Raw genomic sequence first — 18,710 nt, forward strand, 5'->3', positions numbered from 1 at the left:
TTTATATTCTGAAGCTAAGTATTTTTTCAATTCCCTTTTTCCAGATGCACGGTAGCTATCTACAGAGCCTATTTCGGCTCACCTGAAATCAAACTCAATGCTGTCTTATGTTTTAAAGCAAAACTCATCCCGATCCGGCAATAAAATCAGCGTATTACAATATATACCCATTTGACAATTCCCAAATATTGTTGTTGTCTGGAGTTTTGCTGCTTACCAGTTGCTACATATTACTATTAACTAGACCTCACTGAAGTAGCAACGTTCAGTCAGGATTGACTATCTTAATCCAGTTTTGATAACCAAGACTACCGTGTATAGTGTGGTTAGGATTAGTGCCAGTTAAAACACTTCTTTGCAGTGGCTTTAGCATCTAAATTTATTCTTGTCTTAAAAAGACAATTATCCAACATATATATTAGCATCTTTTTTAATAAATAAAGTCATGTTTTTTTAATATTTTCAAATAATTAGTTAGTTTATACCTTGGGGTGATAGTTTTCAAAAGTACCTAGTAAATTATGGTAAAAATGCCGAGTTGTTACCAATCAGGGATTAGCGAACGCAGATTCTTCCGGGTTACTGTGTCACCAATACTTTTAACATTACTGTGTTTAACGACTACTGGTGCTACCAACGCCCAAGAGTTGCCAAAAAACAGCAAACTACTGATCTCCCAGTTATCTGCACCTCCTTTAAAAGGGATGGTATCCTCTGGGAATCAAATTTCCCTCAATGGTCGTACTTTACCAGGAACTTGGTTACAACAATCTGGAAAAGCTGGTCAGGTGACAACTCACATCAGTGATGGGCCATTCAGGCAATTAATTGGAGTAACTTTCTTAAACAGTAATAGTTCAGCGAAGCAACCAATACAGTGGTTTTCGACGGCGACAACGCCACTGGTGTTAGCCACCAGGCTAGTAGGAGCATATCGCTATCTGGATATCACTAATTTTGCTCAAGCATCTGGATGGCAAATCCAAACCAATGGCAACATTTTGGTGATTGTTACTCCAAAGGCACAAATTACGAATATTGTTCAGAGCCAGGAACCTCCAGAGGCAAGTGCCCCTTTGCAACAAACTCGCATACTTGTAAATTTAGATCGGCCGACTCCCTGGCAAGTTGCACAAGGATCAGCGATCGCAAAACCGCAAACTCCATCTTCCGATCCAGACACACCTACCCCAAAACCCACTACACCGCCAAATCGAGAGTGGACAATTACCCTGGATGGAATAGCCGATCCAGTTTTGATAGAACGCTATACTCCCCAGCCACCAGCAGCAGCACCAACATTGCTACCAAACCTGCTCAAACAATTATTACCAGTTACACCAACACAACCAATACCACCAGCCCCTGAACCACTTATTCGACAAGTGCAGGTGGTGAAAAACCAAACGATTATTAGTCTGAGCGTTCCCTTTGGTCTATCGCCTCAAGTTAAGACTGTCGCTAACCCCAATCGCCTGATTATCAATATTCGACCCGATCCTCTAGAAGAACGAGATATTACTTGGGCCCCAGGATTACGCTGGCGACAGCATTATGTCAACTTAGGCACAGAACGTTTTCCGGTGGTTTGGTTAGAAGTTAATCCCCGTAAATTTGGGCTAACGTTAAAACCTATGTGGGCTAGTCCTGATGGCCTTGGGGGTACTGCTCCCTTAATTCAAACAGCACAACGTTACTTAGCAGTAGCTGGAATTAACGGTGGTTATTTTAACCGCAATAATAGATTACCATTGGGTGCGATTCGTCGGGATAGTCAGTGGTTATCAGGCCCCATTCTTAACCGGGGTGCGATCGCTTGGAATGATTCAGGCCAATTTTACTTCGGTCGTCTCACCTTAGAAGAAACTTTAATTACTGCAAATAACCAGCGCTTGCCAATTTTGTTTCTTAATAGTGGCTACGTCCAGAGTGGCATTGCCCGTTACACCCCTGTTTGGGGAGCAACTTACACACCCTTAACGGATAACGAAATTATCCTAGTGGTACAAAAAGACCAAATTACTCAGCAGCTACCAGGCGGCAAAGTTGGTGGGACGACCGTTCCCATTCCCCCCGATGGCTATCTCCTAGCTTTACGCGCTAACGCTACCAGTGCTGCTTCACAGTTACCGATTGGAAGCGCAGTAAGTGTTTCCAGCAGCACTACTCCCAGTGATTTTAGTCGTTATCCCCACATTATCGGAGCCGGTCCGCTATTAATCCAAAATCGGCAAATTGTCCTCGATGCCAAAGCCGAGAAATTCAGCAATGCCTTTATTGCAGAAAAGGCTATTCGTAGCGGTATTTGCACAACGGCAACAGGCACACTGATGATTGCTGCCGTCCATAATCGTGCCGGCGGTTATGGTCCTACATTGGCAGAACATGCCCAATTAATGCAACAGATGGGCTGTGTGGATGCCTTAAATCTGGACGGCGGTAGTTCTACCAGCCTTTACTTAGGAGGGCAACTACTTGACCGTTCGCCTAGTACTGCTGCTCGTGTTCATAATGGAATTGGTATTTTCCTGAAACCACGTTCATGAGGGAGTAGGGAGTAGGGGCAAGGGAGAAGAGTTTTGTCCTCAGCAAGAACAGCACCCCACTCCTCTGCGTCTTTTCAATTCCCAATGCCCCATCTTTTTTAAAGATTAGAACAAGCTGCCGCTTTGCTTGATGAAGACTTAGTGTAAACCTAAGAGTTTTAATAGTGATGGTTTACACCATCAGGTTCGATTTTGTTATGTTTATCAAGGTGCGACAAAATTGCTGATTTTCTACGTTGCAACATAGCGCCAGATTTTTTATCAATAGTTAAGAGTACAGACGGTTTGTTATGTCTTCAAATGAGGTAATTATGGCTCGATATCAAGAAACTACACAGACTGACACTCTACACCTACCTTCAACTATCACTTCCAGAGGCGTTGCTGCAACTGAGTTACGTCCTTGGGGTGCTTTTACAGTTTTGGAAGAAGGGCGCGGATACAAAATCAAGCGCATCGAAGTTAAGCCCGGACACCGCCTTAGTTTACAAATGCATCACCACCGCAGCGAACACTGGATTGTAGTCTCAGGGACAGCTAGGGTAACTTGTGGCGAGAAAGAAGTATTACTGAGCAATAATGAGTCAACATACGTACCCCAATGTACATCTCATCGTTTAGAAAATCCTGGCGTGATTCCCTTGGTGTTAATTGAAGTGCAAAATGGCGAATACTTAGGAGAGGATGACATTATCCGCTACCAAGATGACTATGCTCGTACTAAGGATTAAAGCTCTAATCTAAAAACTGAATACATTTTTGTGCCAATCATCTTTGCGAACCACTGCACCCCAGAAGTCCCTACCTAGTTAAGGTGGGGACTGAAGTTTGTTGTGCTATAAATGTAGTAATAGCTATCGCGCTCATGGCTTCGATAATTTAGAATTTTTGAGAAGCAAGAGTTAACCCATCTGTCTGTAAAATGAAGATGGGGTATTCAATTGCAAAAAACGAGTTCCATGATTCATCTGAGTCAAGCAGCCGCGAGTGAAATTGGGCGAATAAAGTCCAAGCAGCAGCCAAATATCTTGTTTCGATTGGCAGTAAAACCAGGTGGCTGTTCTGGGTTATTTTATGATATGTCCTTCGATGAAACAATAAAAGTTGGCGACCAGGTTTTCAACTTGGATGAGATTCAAATAGTCATAGATGCTACAAGCTTAAATTACCTCAACGGTTTGAGGGTAGATTATTCAGAAGACTTAATGGGTGGTGGTTTTCGCTTCCACAATCCCCAAGCGATCGCAACCTGTGGCTGTGGCAATTCTTTTTTGACAAGCAATCAATAGTCCTTAAATTAGCGATCGTTTGCTAATAAAAAAGGAAAAATTACAATTGACATAAAACACTAAAAAACGATATAATCAGGATTTGTTAAAACTTAGACATATAAGCAGCTTTACGCGCTGTAACTCATGCCAACAATACAGCAGCTAATACGTAATGAGCGCGAACAAGCGCGTCAGAAAACAAAGTCCCCGGCTCTGAAACAATGCCCTCAACGTCGGGGAGTTTGTACCAGAGTATACACGACCACGCCCAAGAAGCCTAACTCAGCTCTACGGAAAGTAGCAAGAGTCAGACTTACCTCTGGATTTGAAGTCACAGCTTACATTCCAGGCATTGGTCACAACTTACAAGAACACTCAGTTGTGATGATTCGTGGCGGTCGGGTTAAGGATCTACCAGGCGTGAGATACCACATTATCCGTGGCACCCTAGATACAGCCGGAGTCAAAGACCGTAAACAAGGGCGTTCCAAGTATGGAACCAAGCGTCCGAAAGAAGCGAAAAAATAGGATTAGGCGATTAATCGCACCCAACACGGTTAATCGTTTATCTTACGAAGCGCCCAAGGACAAAAAACTATCAGGGTCTGTGTTCTAAGAGCAGTCATGAAGGCTGCTCAAGTCTGTTAAAAAAAAATCAAGCAAGCTACACCTACACTAAGCGAGCAAGTGTAGAAGTTCTGAGGAGAATGCTGTAACCCACAGCAGAATTCTAATCTGGACATTAAGGTTTAGAATCTTGTCACCTTAAGTATTTAGTTGCAGGTAGCAAGTCAATGAATTTTAGATTTTAGACTGCGACTACGCTCAGTCGAGCGATTTGCAATTTTGGATTGGTCGAACCCACAAGGGGATGAGGCTTACAGACTTTTGATTTTTTCCAATCCTTGTGGTCGGAACGTCTACCAAAAACTCTAATCCAAAATTGGCAGTCCATAGGTCAGTCTTGCTGCAACAGTCGAAAACAAAATTGAAAAAGTCTGAGGGTTGGGTTCCACAGCTTTTAGTTTACGGTGTCTGATAGCATATAATTTCGTTGCCAATTCCGAATTAAAGGTGAAGTATGTCTCGTCGTGGTGTTATTCAAAGGCGCCCAGTTCCGTCTGACTCTGTATATAACAGTCGCCTTGTGAGCATGATTATCAGGCGGATCATGCGTCATGGCAAGAAATCACTTGCCGCACGAATTGTTTATGAAGCATTGAAAACTATTGAGGAACGCACTGGAAATGGTGCTTTAGAAACCTTTGAAAGAGCAGTGCGAAATGCCACACCTTTAGTAGAGGTGAAAGCTAGACGAGTAGGTGGAGCAACCTATCAAGTACCAATGGAAGTGCGTTCAGAACGGGGCACTACCTTAGCACTGCGTTGGTTAGTGCAATATTCCCGGTCTAGACCAGGCCGGACAATGGCAAGCAAATTGGCAAATGAGTTAATGGATGCTGCTAACGAAACTGGCAATGCAATTCGGAAACGCGAAGAAACGCACCGGATGGCGGAAGCTAACAAAGCATTTGCCCACTATCGTTATTAAGTAGAAAAGCGATATATCGCCTTGCCGAAGCGGTATATCGTAGATTTACAAAAAGAAGACGGTTTTCCGTAAAAGTATAGAATCTTAACAAAGAGTAATATACAAGATATCATGAGGCAAAAACTATAGGAGGTAGCTGTGGCACGCACGATCCCGCTAGAGAAAGTACGCAACATTGGTATTGCGGCGCATATAGATGCGGGCAAAACAACAACAACAGAGAGAATATTATTTTACTCTGGGATAATTCATAAAATTGGCGAAGTTCATGAAGGAACTGCCGTCACAGACTGGATGGAGCAGGAGCGGGAGCGGGGAATTACCATTACTGCTGCTGCTATTAGTACCAGTTGGAAAGATCATCAAATTAACATTATCGATACTCCGGGTCACGTAGACTTCACAATTGAAGTTGAGCGTTCCATGCGCGTGTTGGATGGTGTAATCGCAGTATTTTGTTCTGTGGGCGGCGTGCAACCGCAGTCTGAGACAGTGTGGCGGCAAGCAGAACGCTACAAAGTTCCTCGGATAGCCTTTATCAACAAGATGGATCGCACCGGAGCGAACTTTTATAAAGTTCACGAGCAAATCCGCGATCGCCTGCGGGCGAATGCGATCGCCATTCAACTACCCATTGGTAGTGAAAATGACTTCCAAGGTATCGTTGACCTAGTACGGCAACGTGCGTACATTTACGCCAACGACCAAGGAACCGATATCCAGGAAACCGATATCCCGGAAGAATTGCAAGCGCAGGTAGACGAATTCCGCACTAAGCTCATAGAAGCTGCGGCAGAAACCGATGATGCTCTGATGGCTAAGTACTTCGAGGGCGAAGAACTTACAGAACAGGAAATTAGGACTGCTCTGCGTAAAGGCACAATTGCGGGGACAATTGTACCAGTACTTTGCGGTTCAGCATTCAAAAACAAAGGCGTGCAGTTGATGCTGGATGCCGTTGTAGATTACCTGCCAGCGCCAAGTGAAGTACCGCCAATTCAAGGCTTACTTCCCAATGGCGATACTATTGAGCGACGGGCTGATGACAATGAACCCCTAGCAGCTCTGGCATTCAAGATTATGGCTGACCCTTACGGTCGCCTGACATTTGTTCGCGTTTATTCTGGTGTCCTGAAAAAGGGCAGCTACGTTCTCAACGCTAGTAAGAATAAAAAAGAACGGATTTCCCGCTTAGTTCTCATGAAGGCAGACGATCGGCAAGATGTCGATGAACTGCGAGCAGGTGATTTGGGAGCAGCTCTGGGTTTGAAAGACACCTTAACAGGTGACACGCTCTGTGATGATGGATCGCCAGTAATTTTGGAATCCCTATTCATTCCTGAGCCTGTGATCTCGGTGGCGGTTGAACCCAAAACCAAGAACGATATGGACAAGTTGTCCAAAGCTCTGCAATCTCTCTCAGAAGAAGACCCCACCTTCCGTGTCCGTGTCGATCCCGAAACAAACCAAACCGTGATTGCGGGGATGGGAGAGCTACACCTAGAAATTCTAGTAGACCGGATGTTACGAGAATTTAAAGTGGAAGCGAATGTAGGTGCGCCACAAGTAGCTTACCGAGAAACAATTCGGAAAGCTGTGAACAAAGTTGAGGGCAAATTCATCCGCCAAAGTGGTGGTAAAGGTCAATACGGTCACGTTGTGATCAATTTGGAGCCTGGAGAACCCGGTACTGGCTTTGAATTCGTTTCCAAAATTGCTGGCGGTACAGTACCTAAAGAGTACGTTGGCCCCGCAGAACAAGGGATGAAAGAAAGCTGCGAATCTGGTGTTCTAGCTGGATACCCGTTGATTGACGTTAAAGCGACACTAATTGATGGGTCATACCACGATGTAGACTCTTCAGAAATGGCTTTCAAAATCGCTGGCTCAATGGCGATGAAAGAGGCTGTGCTGAAAGCTTCACCTGTCATCTTAGAGCCTATGATGAAAGTTGAAGTTGAAGTTCCTGAAGACTATATGGGGAACGTCATTGGCGACCTCAACACCCGCCGAGGGCAGATTGAAAGCCAAAGCACCGAAAAGGGACTCGCTAAGGTAACATCCAAAGTTCCACTGGCGAGTATGTTTGGCTACGCCACTGATATCCGGTCAAAAACGCAAGGTCGGGGTACCTTCACGATGGAGTTCAGCCACTACGAAGAGGTGCCTCGCAGCGTAGCTGAAACTATCATTGCAAAAAGCAAAGGGAACGCTTAGTTAAAATAAGGAAATGAGCATTCATGGCACGCGCAAAGTTTGAAAGAAATAAACCCCACCTCAATATCGGTACTATTGGCCACGTTGACCACGGTAAAACCACGTTAACAGCAGCCATCACTATGACCTTGGCAGCTCTTGGTCAAGCTACAGCTAAAGGCTACGACCAAATCGATAACGCGCCAGAAGAAAAAGCACGGGGTATTACCATCAATACCGCTCACGTTGAGTATGAAACCGAAAATCGGCACTATGCTCACGTAGACTGTCCAGGCCACGCTGACTATGTGAAGAACATGATCACTGGTGCTGCTCAGATGGATGGAGGTATCCTCGTAGTAGCTGCTACTGATGGCCCTATGCCCCAAACCCGCGAACATATTCTGTTAGCAAAACAGGTGGGCGTTCCTAGTCTGGTTGTATTCTTGAACAAAGAAGACTTGATGGATGACCCAGAACTCTTGGAACTAGTAGAACTAGAACTCAGAGAACTGTTAAGTAGCTATGACTTCCCTGGCGATGATATCCCTATTATTAAAGGCTCTGGTCTGCAAGCTCTCGAAGCAATGACCAAGAATCCTAAGACCAAAAAAGGTGAAAATCCTTGGGTAGATAAAATCTACGAATTGATGGATGCTGTGGATTCCTTTATCCCCACTCCTGAGCGGGATGTAGATAAGCCCTTCTTGATGGCAGTAGAAGACGTGTTCACCATCACAGGTCGTGGTACTGTGGCTACTGGACGGATTGAACGCGGGAAAGTTAAGGTTGGCGATACAGTCGAGCTAATTGGCCTGAAAGACACTCGTACTACCGCCGTCACCGGGATTGAGATGTTCAAGAAGAGCCTCGAAGAAGGTCTGGCTGGAGATAACGCGGGTGTACTACTGCGTGGTCTCAAAAAAGAAGATATCGAGCGCGGTATGGTAATAGCCAAACCAGGTTCAATTACACCTCACACTCAATTTGAAGGGGAAGTATACGTCCTAACAGAAAAAGAAGGTGGTCGTAAGACTCCATTTTTCGCTGGCTACCGTCCCCAGTTCTATGTACGGACAACCGATGTAACTGGTACTATCAAAGCCTACACCTCCGATGAAGGCAAAGAAGTAGAAATGGTGATGCCAGGCGATCGCATCAAGATGACAGTAGAATTGATCAACGCGATCGCTATTGAACAAGGAATGCGTTTCGCTATCCGTGAAGGTGGACGTACCATCGGTGCTGGTGTCGTCTCCAAAATTATCAAATAGCACCTTTTCGCTCATAACAAAGGAGCAGAGATGGTATAATTCCTCTCTGCTCCTTTCTCTTCCCTCTATAAATAAGGTAATAGGTTACAGGGGACAGGTAATAGTTTTCTGCAACCTTTACCCTGTAACCTTTAACTTGTAAATAATCCCCTAATTACGCAGAACCTGGAAAATTAAAGATGGCAACTCTACAGCAGCAAAAGATTAGAATTCGCTTACAAGCCTTTGACAGGCGCTTATTAGATACATCTTGCGAGAAGATTGTAGACACAGCTAACCGCACCAACGCTACAGCCATAGGCCCAATTCCTTTACCTACAAAACGCCGGATCTATTGTGTGCTGCGATCGCCTCACGTAGATAAAGATTCACGGGAACACTTTGAAACCCGTACCCATCGCCGGATTATTGACATTTACCAGCCTTCTTCTAAAACTATTGATGCTCTGATGAAATTGGATCTACCATCGGGTGTAGATATTGAAGTCAAACTTTAATTTAGTCATTAGTCATTGATTATTTGTCATTAGCAAAGGACAAATGACATTAGTATGAATATTTACACAGCCCTGAAGAAATATATCTCAGGGCTTTTATTTAGCTAGGAAACAAATGATAGAATATAGACAAAATACGGGAAAAGCAGAGAAAAAGAAATTTTAAAGATTAAGTTTATACTAAGGTAACAATGACATCATCTTCTAAAATTGCAGTTCGTGAACTACCTCTGTTCCCGTTACCCGAAGTAGTTCTGTTTCCTACTAGACCATTACCTTTACACATATTTGAATTTCGCTACCGAATCATGATGAACACGATTTTGGAGAGCGATCGCAGGTTCGGTGTTTTGATGTTCGATCCAGTCAAAGGTACAATTGCAAACACTGGTTGCTGTGCAGAAATCGTTCATCACCAACGCCTGCCAGATGATCGAATCAAGATGTTGACATTAGGACAGCAAAGATTTCGTGTATTAGAGTATGTTCGTGAAAAGCCATACCGCGTTGGCTTAGTTGAGTGGATTGAAGACCAACCACCAACTAAAGATTTGCATCCTTTGTCTTTTGAGGTAGAACAACTACTGCGAGATGTTGTGCGTCTATCCGGTAAATTAACCGAACAAAATATCGAATTGCCAGAAGATTTGCCCGATCTACCAACAGAACTATCTTATTGGGTAGCCAGTAATCTTTACGGTGTCGCAGCAGAGCAACAGTTATTACTAGAAATGCAAGATACTGCAACTCGTCTAGAGCGAGAAGCAGAAATTTTAACTTCTACTCGTAATCACTTGGCAGCTCGTGCTGTTCTCAAAGACACGTTTAATGAAAAGTAAGGAGTGAGGAGTTTAGGAGTTAGGAAAAATAAGCAAAAATGCAAAAACAACAACTTAGAATTTATATTCCCTAACTGATAACTCCTAACTTTTCAAGTAAAAGCGCCGATCGGCAAAACATTGTAAGCGCCAAGAATTTTTAAAATCTCTGTGTGGATAGTTAATTCTGCTAAAGCAGATTGCATTTGTGATTCCTTGACATCTGCTTCTAAATCCATGAAAAACAAATATTCGCCTAGCGATCGCTTCGTCGGACGAGATTCAATCCGGCTGAGGTTAATTCCTAGTTGAGCAAAGATTTGCAAAGGTTTGACTAATGCTCCGGGTGTGTTAGCAGGCATACTAAAAGCTAGCGATGTGTGACTGGTAGGCACTTTTGATGTCTGGTATCCAGCATCTGCTTCACCCTGACTTACTACCCAAAAACGAGTACAGTTTTCTGGATAGTCGTTAATACCAGTGGCAAGTATCGGCAGGTTGTAGAGTTGAGCTGCTCTACTAGAAGCGATCGCTGCTGTTGTTGTTTCTTGCTCCAATCGCTGTAGTGCTTCGGTTGTAGAATTGCTGGGAACAATCTGTACAGTCGGAAGAAATCGCTCTAACCATCCCTGACATTGTGCCAAAGCTTGCGGGTGAGAATAAACAGTTTCAATCTTATCTAAACCAGAGGCGCAGGAAATTAAGGTATGGACAATGGGTAATACCAAAGCCAACTGAATTCGCAAACTATCTAACTGCCAGAGTGCATCCAGTGTTGTGGTAACACTCCCTTCAATAGAATTTTCCACTGGCACAACAGCCAGGTGAGCTTGACCATCAGCAACGGCGTGCAGTGACTGTGAGATAGTGGGATAGGGAGATAACGTAGCTTCATCTCCCGTACTTTTAGTCAACCAGTTGACATAAAGAACAGCTGCCTGTTCTGCGTAAGTGCCGGGAGGTCCTAAATGTGCGATCGATAGAGTCATGCCTTTAGCCTTGAGTTGTAAGTTTAATGTGTAAACGGAGATTATGATATTTTGGCTTTGACAAATATATTCAATATTTACTATTAGTAAAAACTGTAATCTCTAAAATTTACCCACTAAACGAATAGACCGAAATCTTTATCTAGGAAAACAAATTATGAAAGCTAGCCTTCTACCAGATAGATTTTCTAGCAGTTTTTTTGCTAAATTGCTCTGAAATCTTCAGAGTGATTATGTTAGTTTTTCACCAAATAAAAATTCATATTCTTTACTTAGTGTCAAGAGTTAAATCCTAATCTTAGCCCTTTCAAGGTAACTCGAAAAATCTCTTATTTTTTCTCAACACTCTCTGTGCCTCTGCGGTTAAAAAGTATTTTTTGTAACCACAGAGACGCAGAGGACACAGAGTCTAGAAATGAAAGAGAAATTTATTGACCAAAATTTTTAGCCACCTTGAAAGGGCTAATCCTAATCTATATTTCTTGAACTAAAGATAGTAATGAGCGTACCAAATTTTTGCTAATGCTGTATAGCTGATAAGCAACGATAATTTTGTACTTTTCTAATAATCAAATTTAAGTTGTTAAAAAATATTAAAATTAAGAGACAGATATTTTTATCCGCTCATGGCTACCCGGTTTACTGCCTCGCAATCGGTTGAAATCGCTGTTCCAGAGCAGCCTATTCACATTCAGCACTACTTGCGTCAGCCTCAACGTCTGGTTAAGGCTTTGGCTGACAACACCCGAACTCAGCAGCTTTCTGAGGAAGTATTTCGCTTGAAAATGCGTCCGCTCAGTTTTATGTCATTAAGCATTCAACCGACTGTAGACATGAGAGTTTGGGCAGAATCAAATGGAATAATTTATTTGCGATCGCTAGGCTGTGAAATCCTGGGTTTCGAGTATATTAACCAGCGCTTTGCCCTTAATTTAAAAGGGCATTTGTCTCCCAAAGAGTTTAGCACTGGCACTCGTCTGCAAGGAAGGGCTGATTTAGAAGTGCTGGTGGATTTACCACCGCCATTTTCCTTTACTCCTAAGCCAATTTTAGAAGCTACTGGTAATGGTTTGCTCAAAAGCGTGCTGCTGTCGGTTAAGCAACGGTTATTAAATCAACTTTTGGCTGATTATCGCTACTGGGTGATATCACAAACTAAAGATAGAGAACTTGACAGTGATAGTACCGAATTACCAATCTTGAATGCTGAGTAATCATTTAATCACTCAGCATTCAGTACTTTGATTTGGCAAGGACGAAAAGACTGACGGTGTAGGGGCGATGGCCCGTATTGTTGCAGAGCTAGCAAATGACGTTGGCTACCATAGCCCTTGTTACGCTCTAGGTTGTACATTGGGTATTTCAATGCTAGACGCAGTACCAAATCATCACGCCAAACCTTGGCAACAATACTAGCAGAGGCAATAGCGAGCGATCGCTCATCTCCCTTAATTATTGTTTGTTGTGGCAATAGCAAGTCTTTGATTGACTGATTGCCATCAACCAAGCATATTGCGGGCTGTACCTTTAACTTCAGTACAGCCCGCTTCATTGCTAATAGTGTCGCTTGCAAAATATTTATCTTGTCAATTTCGGCAGTAGAAGCAAACCCAATTTTCCAGTCTATAGCCAGCGCACAAATTTGCTGCGCTAGCTGAGTTCTCCGAGAACTAGACAACTTTTTACTGTCTTTAATTTTAGCTGCTATCAGTATTGGCAAAGCATGATCTGGTAGGATCACTGCTGCCGCCACCACCGGGCCAAATAGAGCGCCTCGCCCTACTTCATCCACACCTGCAACCAATCCTGGAATCCCTGACAAGGTAGAAAACTCCAGCCAATTGGATTGTTCCAAGGGCGTTAGTGATGTTTCTACCATAAAGCAAATTAATTATCCTCAATCGCTGAGGAACGACGGCGGCGACGGCGGCTAGCAGTGGCGGTGCTGTTTGCATCACTTTCATCTGCGATTGCATTGGCGGCGCTGCTTGAATCACTTTCATCTGCGATCGCTTTGACGGAGGCTTTTGCAGACAAGCTTTCCGAAGGATTGACAGTCAACTCAGATGGTTCAGCTGTCTCTTCTATCAAAGATTTTTGTTCTGGCTCAATAACTTTTGGTATTGGTGACTTGGTTGCAACTACTTCCGGTATTACTTTTTGGGCAATAGGTGATTCTGAGATGGATTCAGTTGGAGTCGTTCGCACTTGACCAGGCTGAATCACGTTAATAATCACAGATTTGGTATTTTTAACCTCTTGCTCTAACTTCACCAAGGGAGATATTCCCATCAAGGCAAACATATCTTGTTCCTGGAGACTCATTTCTACAGTTCTAATCTCCGGTGGTTCTACCACTGGTTTAACTGGTTCTGGCTTGATAACTTTAGCACGCTCTACAGTGCGCTCTACTCTTTCATTCCAACCTGGTTTACCAAGGGTGGGTGAGGGAATTTCTGGTGTAACTCCTAATTCTGGTTCTATATCAAGGTCTAAATCTGGCTCGTTGGCAAAAGCTAATGGATTGGCAATAACCCGAGATTCATCTTTCCCATTTAACCCATTGATGCCAATTCGACTACGGCGAGTACGGGTACGACGCTTATTATCATTAAGTTCTTGATAACTAGGATGATTAATCAGATTTAGGTTAGTCGATTCCGAGTCGCCGTCAAATGCTTCCCCAAACCCATCATAAGTTTCTCGTGGTTCCGGGACGCGGGCAGATGGCTGACGTGGTTCTCGGTGAGGTAGAGATACAAAACGCTCACGCTCTGGTGTTTCTGCTGGTATTGGTAATCGATTTTCAAGTTCTCCAGGCAGACGCACAGTATGCCCTAAACCGCCACAGGTAGGACAAGTTTCACCAAACAATTCGTAAATATTTTGACCCTGGCGTTTGCGGGTCAATTCTACTAAACCCAGTTCCGTAAGTTGAGCAATCTGGGGACGAGCTTTGTCTGCTTTGAGTCCTTTATTAAAGTGTTCGAGAACTTGCAGTTGGTCACGTCGGGATTCCATATCAATGAAATCAACGACAATCACTCCGGCAATATTCCGCAGACGCAACTGGCGAGCAATTTCTGTTGCAGCTTCACAGTTTGTCCATAAAACTGTTTCTCTGGCTGTCGCCGATCGCGTGAAGGAACCTGAGTTAACATCGATTACGGTTAACGCCTCCGTTGGCTCAATGATAATGTAACCTCCAGAAGGTAGGTCTACTCTCGGTTTTAGGGCTTCTCGAATGGCAGCACTGATGCGGAAGTACTCTAAAATTGGGGAGCGATCGCGGTGATGGTCAATCAACAATCCTTGCGGTGTTTGACCGCCACTCCAATTCTGCAAGTACTGCTTCACGCGCTTCAAACCAGTACTGGAATCTACGACAATCCGATTGACATCCGCGCCGTACATATCCCGCAATACGCGCTGGATAAAGTCATCGTCTCGGTTGAGCAGTGCTGGGGCACGGGTAGAATGCGCTTCCTGCTGAATCGCCTCCCATTGCTTTTGCAGCAACTCCAAATCTTCCATAATCGCTTCTTCTGGTTTGCCTTCGGCTTCTGTACGCACGAGCAAACCCATTCCCGCCGGTTTGACCAAAATCGCTAGTGCCCGTAAGCGGTTGCGCTCACTTTCACTTTTAATTCGTCGGGATAAATTTACGCCCCTACCATAAGGCATTAGTACTACGTAGCGTCCAGGTAAAGTGATGTTACCCGTGAGCCTGGGCCCTTTTGTTCCCGTTGGCTCTTTCATAACTTGCACCAAAACTTTCTGCTGTGGTGCTAATAGTTCTGTAATGGCTGCTGCGGTACGCTTGAGTTTCAATGGGCCCAAGTCGGTGACATGAATAAAACCGTTGCGCTCTGGGTCGCCAATATTCACAAAAGCCGCATCTATCCCAGGCAATACGTTTTCTACTACTCCTAAGTAGATATCACCTATTTGATGATGACCGGTAGCAACAACAAGTTCCTGTATTTGATCTTCGGAAAAGACAGCAGCAATTTGGTGCTGCTCCGCGATGATAATTTGTTTTGGCATTCAATTTCCTCAAAAATTGGCAGCACCAATAGGTCTGGAGGTTTGTTATACCTTTGTTGCCCTTGCAACCCTCAAAAGGCGCTACTGATGATAAAAATCGCAAACCTGATGTTCTAAGTTAAATAGCTATTGGCGCTCTTAAGAGCGTTTTCACGGCGGATTATTCCAGAACGGCTGCATGTTTAAGCAATTAAATCAACCATCTATGGTTGATTTGCAATGCAATACTCTCAATGAAGAGAGTTCTGAGTTGAAAGTTATAAATCCTGAGTGAGTTTTTAACTCAGGAAGCTTTTTTTGAGAGTAACCTACTGAAGTCGTTAAGAAAAAGAAACTATTTCTATTTTCCATTCCCTGGATTTATTCTTAGGGTTATACTCAGCAACGCCAGCTGCTACCCTACTTTTAAGCCGCGCTTTGCGCGTCTCGTGAACGTCTGCAAATCGGCTTAACCTACAGCAGTTGTTTACCCTACGGTAACACCAAGGGCGAACAACTCTAGAAGAGTAACGCACTAGCTCTTGGGCAATACTGTGGATTAGACATTCAGCAGTTGTTGGAAAAGTATGGATTTAGAGAAACTAACCGAGCCTGCTGTTAGTTACTGATTCACAAGTTAGCTATAAAGAGAGAGTGTGTTCTTTAATCTGCCTCAGTTTGTCTGGGATAAAATCCTAGAAGTTGCACTCTAATATCTTTGCTTTCGCCCCCTGAACACCAGGGTAGTGAACCAGCTAATTCAATGCAGCGCCAGAAAAATTCTCTTCACCCCATTCTAACGCAACCTTGCTAAAAATCAATTCCGACGATGTAACATGTTAGGACAACTACTAGCAAGCTGCCCTACAGGGATTATACCGCTAAAATTAGCCGATTGCGGTGGATGTGCTGGAGTTGAAATTCTCCACTACCCACTATCCCTAGCATAAACAGGATTTGTTCAGGACGCAACAGAAAACCATCTTGGCGATAGCTACCTATATAACGGATAACAGATATAGACTCTGCAATGCCTTTGTGGGTTTCTACTAATTCCAGTTCAAATAAGCGATCGCGCAGATTTATTAACTGGCTCTTGCCTGACTTTGTTGTGTGCTCGTACCAAAGCTCATCTTTTGCTTTGATGGTATCAATCCAGTTTTGCCATTGTATAGGTGTTGTTTCTTCAAGTGCTGCTACGGTAATTAAATATTCTGCGGTTTCTAGCAGTTGAGTAGCTGCTGGAGTTTTTAAATCTATCTGCTCCACATTATATACAGGTATGTCTGTGGGCATTTCCCGAACCAATTGTTCTCGAAAAGTATCGATGTTCACTGGTACAGTTAACTCAAAATCCGCAATTTCACCGCTACTAGTAGCACCTAGAGCCAATGCAGTTGCTACAGAAATTCGCGGCATTGGATGAAACCCACCAGTGAAAGCAATAGGCAAGCCTGCTCGCCGCACAACTCGGTCAAACAGACGGATTAAATCTAGGTGGCTTACCAAAGCCATATTACCCTGTTTTCCAAACCAAACTCGGAGTCGTTGTGCCTTGGTTGTGTTGGGAACAAAATCGCCAGCGAATTGTGGGATAACAGGTGATTCAATCACGACGTTATGGCCAAAATCGGTTCCACATACGCCACAGTGAGAACAACCTTCAAAAGAGCAGTCGGGTACAATTGCGGCTGCTAAGGCACTTTGCAAGTCTTCTTTGAGCCAGTTTTTATCAATTCCGGTATCAATATGATCCCAAGGTAGGGGAGTATCTAGGGAGTGAGGATTGAGGAATTCGGTATTTTCCACATCTGGTGATTTGTTCTGCTCTTGTGCGTGAAACAAATTCCATTCGCCATTTTCTACTTGGCGGTATTTCCAATCTAGATCGGCCCCGGCGATCGCATCTCCCCAAGCGCTAAAAGCTTGATCTAAATTTTCATACCAGGAATCCATCCCTGCACCCAATTCCCAGGCGCGGCGGACTACTTTGCTCAAATTGCGATCGCCTCGTCCCACAAAATCTTCCATTGCCGAAATGCGGACATCGGTAAAATTTACCTTCATTCCCTTCATCCGGCGGAATTCTTGCCGCAACAGGTTTTGTTTGCGCTTAAATTCAGTGGTAGAAACTGAGTGCCACTGGAATGGTGTATGCGGCTTAGGCGTAAAGTTAGAAATTGTCAGGTTAAAGTTCAGCGGTTTTCTGCCTTTGCCTCGGCATTCTCGCTGTAGCCAGCTGACTGTTTCCGCAATGCTCAAAACATCAACATCCGTCTCACCTGGCAAGCCAATCATAAAATACAACTTGATTTTATCCCAGCCTTGCTCCCAAGCGGTTTTCACTCCCCGCAACAATTCTTCATTCGTCAATCCTTTATTTACGATGTCTCGCATCCGCTGAGTTCCAGCTTCTGGAGCAAAAGTTAGTCCACCTTGCCGCGTACCTCCCAGGATGTTGGCAATATTCTCATCAAATCTGTCTACCCGTTGGCTTGGTAGAGTCAGAGAAATATTTTCATTTTTTAAGCGATTTTTGATTTCCATCCCTACTGCTGGTAGGGACAAATAATCAGAACAACTCAGAGATAAGAGGGAAAACTCATTGTAACCAGTTGCCCGCATTCCCTGTTCAATTGCTTCTACAACCTTATCGGGTTCTACATCCCGTGCTGGCCGAGTCAGCATTCCTGGTTGACAGAAGCGACAGCCACGAGTGCAACCACGCCGAATCTCAATTGTCAAACGGTCATGCACCGTTTCTACATAAGGAACTAACCCAATGGAATATGCTGGTATGGGGGTTGCCACCCGTCGCAAAATTCGTTTTGGCACGTCAGAGCGACGAGGATGAACTGAGCCATCTTCTGCCATGTCGTAAAACTGAGGGACATATACGCCTGGTATCTGTGCCAAATCCAGTAATATATCTTCCCGACTCAATCCTGCTTGTTTGCCTTCTTCCAACACTAAACCAATTTCTGGGAGCAGTTCCTCTCCATCCCCAAGGGCAATAAAGTCGAAAAAGTCAGCGTAAGGCTCAGGATTCGATGTTGCTGTTTGCCCACCAGCAAAAATCAACGGAAACTGAGATTGGAGATTCGTAAATTCTCCCCCTGCTTCCACAGCTTTTTGCCTTTCTCTCCACGTCAATGGAATTCCAGCCAGATCCAACATTTCTAAGATATTAGTTGCACCCAGTTCGTAACTGAGGCTAAAACCTAAAATGTCAAATTCTGTGAGCGATCGCTTTGACTCTACCGCAAACAATGGCGTATTAGTTTCGTGTAGTTTGGCTGCCAGGTCTTTTCCTGGGAGGTAGGCGCGATCGCACAATTGACGCGGTTGAGCATTCAAGATGTTGTATAGGATAATGTGCCCTAAATTAGATGCACCGACTTCATATACTTCCGGGTAGGTTAAGACCCAGTGTATTGCTGTCTTATCCCAAGCTTTATGTACTGCTAAACGCTCATTACCAAGGTAACGCCCTGGTTTTAAAATATCCGATGTTATTAATTTCTCAACTGCAACAGCCACT

14 protein-coding genes are annotated in these 18,710 nt (G+C 44.0%); 10 read left to right on the plus strand and 4 right to left on the minus strand.

What is annotated here, in order from left to right; translation table 11 throughout:
- Positions 1–530 precede the first annotated feature (530 nt).
- The 9 genes from NPUN_RS19600 to NPUN_RS19640 all read left to right on the plus strand — a co-directional run bounded on the left by NPUN_RS19600 (position 531) and on the right by NPUN_RS19640 (position 10,175).
- The gene (locus NPUN_RS19600; RefSeq protein WP_041566302.1) at positions 531–2,546 is read left to right on the plus strand and encodes a phosphodiester glycosidase family protein; all 2,016 of its coding nucleotides are present in this window, start codon (positions 531–533) and stop codon (positions 2,544–2,546) included.
- 311 nt (positions 2,547–2,857) lie between these two features.
- On the plus strand, positions 2,858–3,277 hold the full coding sequence (locus NPUN_RS19605) for a cupin domain-containing protein (protein WP_012410234.1): 420 nt from the start codon (positions 2,858–2,860) through the stop codon (positions 3,275–3,277).
- A gap of 228 nt (positions 3,278–3,505) precedes the next feature.
- On the plus strand, positions 3,506–3,835 hold the full coding sequence (locus tag NPUN_RS19610; RefSeq protein WP_012410235.1) for a HesB/IscA family protein: 330 nt from the start codon (positions 3,506–3,508) through the stop codon (positions 3,833–3,835).
- Positions 3,836–3,961: 126 nt separating this feature from the next.
- Positions 3,962–4,345: a 30S ribosomal protein S12 gene (gene rpsL, locus NPUN_RS19615; RefSeq protein WP_012410236.1), complete on the plus strand. Its 384-nt coding sequence runs from the start codon at positions 3,962–3,964 to the stop codon at positions 4,343–4,345.
- A 553-nt stretch (positions 4,346–4,898) separates the two neighbouring features.
- A complete protein-coding gene (rpsG, locus tag NPUN_RS19620; RefSeq protein ID WP_012410237.1) occupies positions 4,899–5,369 on the plus strand; it encodes a 30S ribosomal protein S7 in 471 nt (156 codons plus the stop codon).
- Positions 5,370–5,507: 138 nt separating this feature from the next.
- Positions 5,508–7,586, plus strand: a complete 2,079-nt coding sequence (gene fusA / locus NPUN_RS19625; RefSeq protein WP_012410238.1) for an elongation factor G — start codon at positions 5,508–5,510, stop codon at positions 7,584–7,586.
- Between the two features lie 23 nt (positions 7,587–7,609).
- Positions 7,610–8,839 (plus strand): elongation factor Tu, encoded by a 1,230-nt coding sequence (tuf, locus tag NPUN_RS19630; RefSeq protein ID WP_012410239.1) that lies wholly within the window; start codon positions 7,610–7,612, stop codon positions 8,837–8,839.
- Positions 8,840–9,018: 179 nt separating this feature from the next.
- A complete protein-coding gene (rpsJ, locus tag NPUN_RS19635) occupies positions 9,019–9,336 on the plus strand; it encodes a 30S ribosomal protein S10 (RefSeq protein ID WP_008232935.1) in 318 nt (105 codons plus the stop codon).
- A gap of 191 nt (positions 9,337–9,527) precedes the next feature.
- A complete protein-coding gene (locus NPUN_RS19640; RefSeq protein WP_012410240.1) occupies positions 9,528–10,175 on the plus strand; it encodes an LON peptidase substrate-binding domain-containing protein in 648 nt (215 codons plus the stop codon).
- A 92-nt stretch (positions 10,176–10,267) separates the two neighbouring features.
- On the opposite strand, the gene pheA is transcribed toward NPUN_RS19640, so the two are convergent.
- Complete coding sequence (pheA, locus tag NPUN_RS19645; RefSeq protein WP_012410241.1) at positions 10,268–11,143, minus strand: prephenate dehydratase; 876 nt, start codon at positions 11,141–11,143, stop codon at positions 10,268–10,270.
- A gap of 626 nt (positions 11,144–11,769) precedes the next feature.
- Between pheA and NPUN_RS19650 the strand changes: the two genes are divergently transcribed.
- Positions 11,770–12,357, plus strand: a complete 588-nt coding sequence (locus NPUN_RS19650; RefSeq protein WP_012410242.1) for a DUF1997 domain-containing protein — start codon at positions 11,770–11,772, stop codon at positions 12,355–12,357.
- An 8-nt stretch (positions 12,358–12,365) separates the two neighbouring features.
- On the opposite strand, the gene NPUN_RS19655 is transcribed toward NPUN_RS19650, so the two are convergent.
- From NPUN_RS19655 to NPUN_RS19665, 3 genes are all read right to left on the minus strand, one after another.
- The gene (locus NPUN_RS19655; RefSeq protein WP_012410243.1) at positions 12,366–13,022 is read right to left on the minus strand and encodes a ribonuclease HII; all 657 of its coding nucleotides are present in this window, start codon (positions 13,020–13,022) and stop codon (positions 12,366–12,368) included.
- Positions 13,023–13,030: 8 nt separating this feature from the next.
- On the minus strand, positions 13,031–15,190 hold the full coding sequence (rne, locus tag NPUN_RS19660) for a ribonuclease E (protein WP_012410244.1): 2,160 nt from the start codon (positions 15,188–15,190) through the stop codon (positions 13,031–13,033).
- A gap of 852 nt (positions 15,191–16,042) precedes the next feature.
- Entirely contained in the window at positions 16,043–18,709 is a 2,667-nt protein-coding gene (locus tag NPUN_RS19665) for a TIGR03960 family B12-binding radical SAM protein (protein WP_012410245.1), read from the minus strand.
- Between the last annotated feature and the right edge of the window lies 1 nt (position 18,710).

It is taken from the genome of Nostoc punctiforme PCC 73102 (assembly GCF_000020025.1).
GTDB lineage: Bacteria > Cyanobacteriota > Cyanobacteriia > Cyanobacteriales > Nostocaceae > Nostoc > Nostoc punctiforme.

Coding starts and splice junctions, on each gene's coding strand:
- rne (WP_012410244.1), bottom strand. CDS start 15,190: ATGCCAAAACAAATTATCATCGCGGAGCAGCACCAAATTGCTGCTGTC.
- NPUN_RS19640 (WP_012410240.1), top strand. CDS start 9,528: ATGACATCATCTTCTAAAATTGCAGTTCGTGAACTACCTCTGTTCCCG.
- tuf (WP_012410239.1), top strand. CDS start 7,610: ATGGCACGCGCAAAGTTTGAAAGAAATAAACCCCACCTCAATATCGGT.
- rpsJ (WP_008232935.1), top strand. CDS start 9,019: ATGGCAACTCTACAGCAGCAAAAGATTAGAATTCGCTTACAAGCCTTT.
- NPUN_RS19610 (WP_012410235.1), top strand. CDS start 3,506: ATGATTCATCTGAGTCAAGCAGCCGCGAGTGAAATTGGGCGAATAAAG.
- NPUN_RS19655 (WP_012410243.1), bottom strand. CDS start 13,022: ATGGTAGAAACATCACTAACGCCCTTGGAACAATCCAATTGGCTGGAG.
- NPUN_RS19600 (WP_041566302.1), top strand. CDS start 531: ATGCCGAGTTGTTACCAATCAGGGATTAGCGAACGCAGATTCTTCCGG.
- NPUN_RS19650 (WP_012410242.1), top strand. CDS start 11,770: ATGGCTACCCGGTTTACTGCCTCGCAATCGGTTGAAATCGCTGTTCCA.
- rpsG (WP_012410237.1), top strand. CDS start 4,899: ATGTCTCGTCGTGGTGTTATTCAAAGGCGCCCAGTTCCGTCTGACTCT.
- NPUN_RS19605 (WP_012410234.1), top strand. CDS start 2,858: ATGGCTCGATATCAAGAAACTACACAGACTGACACTCTACACCTACCT.
- pheA (WP_012410241.1), bottom strand. CDS start 11,143: ATGACTCTATCGATCGCACATTTAGGACCTCCCGGCACTTACGCAGAA.
- rpsL (WP_012410236.1), top strand. CDS start 3,962: ATGCCAACAATACAGCAGCTAATACGTAATGAGCGCGAACAAGCGCGT.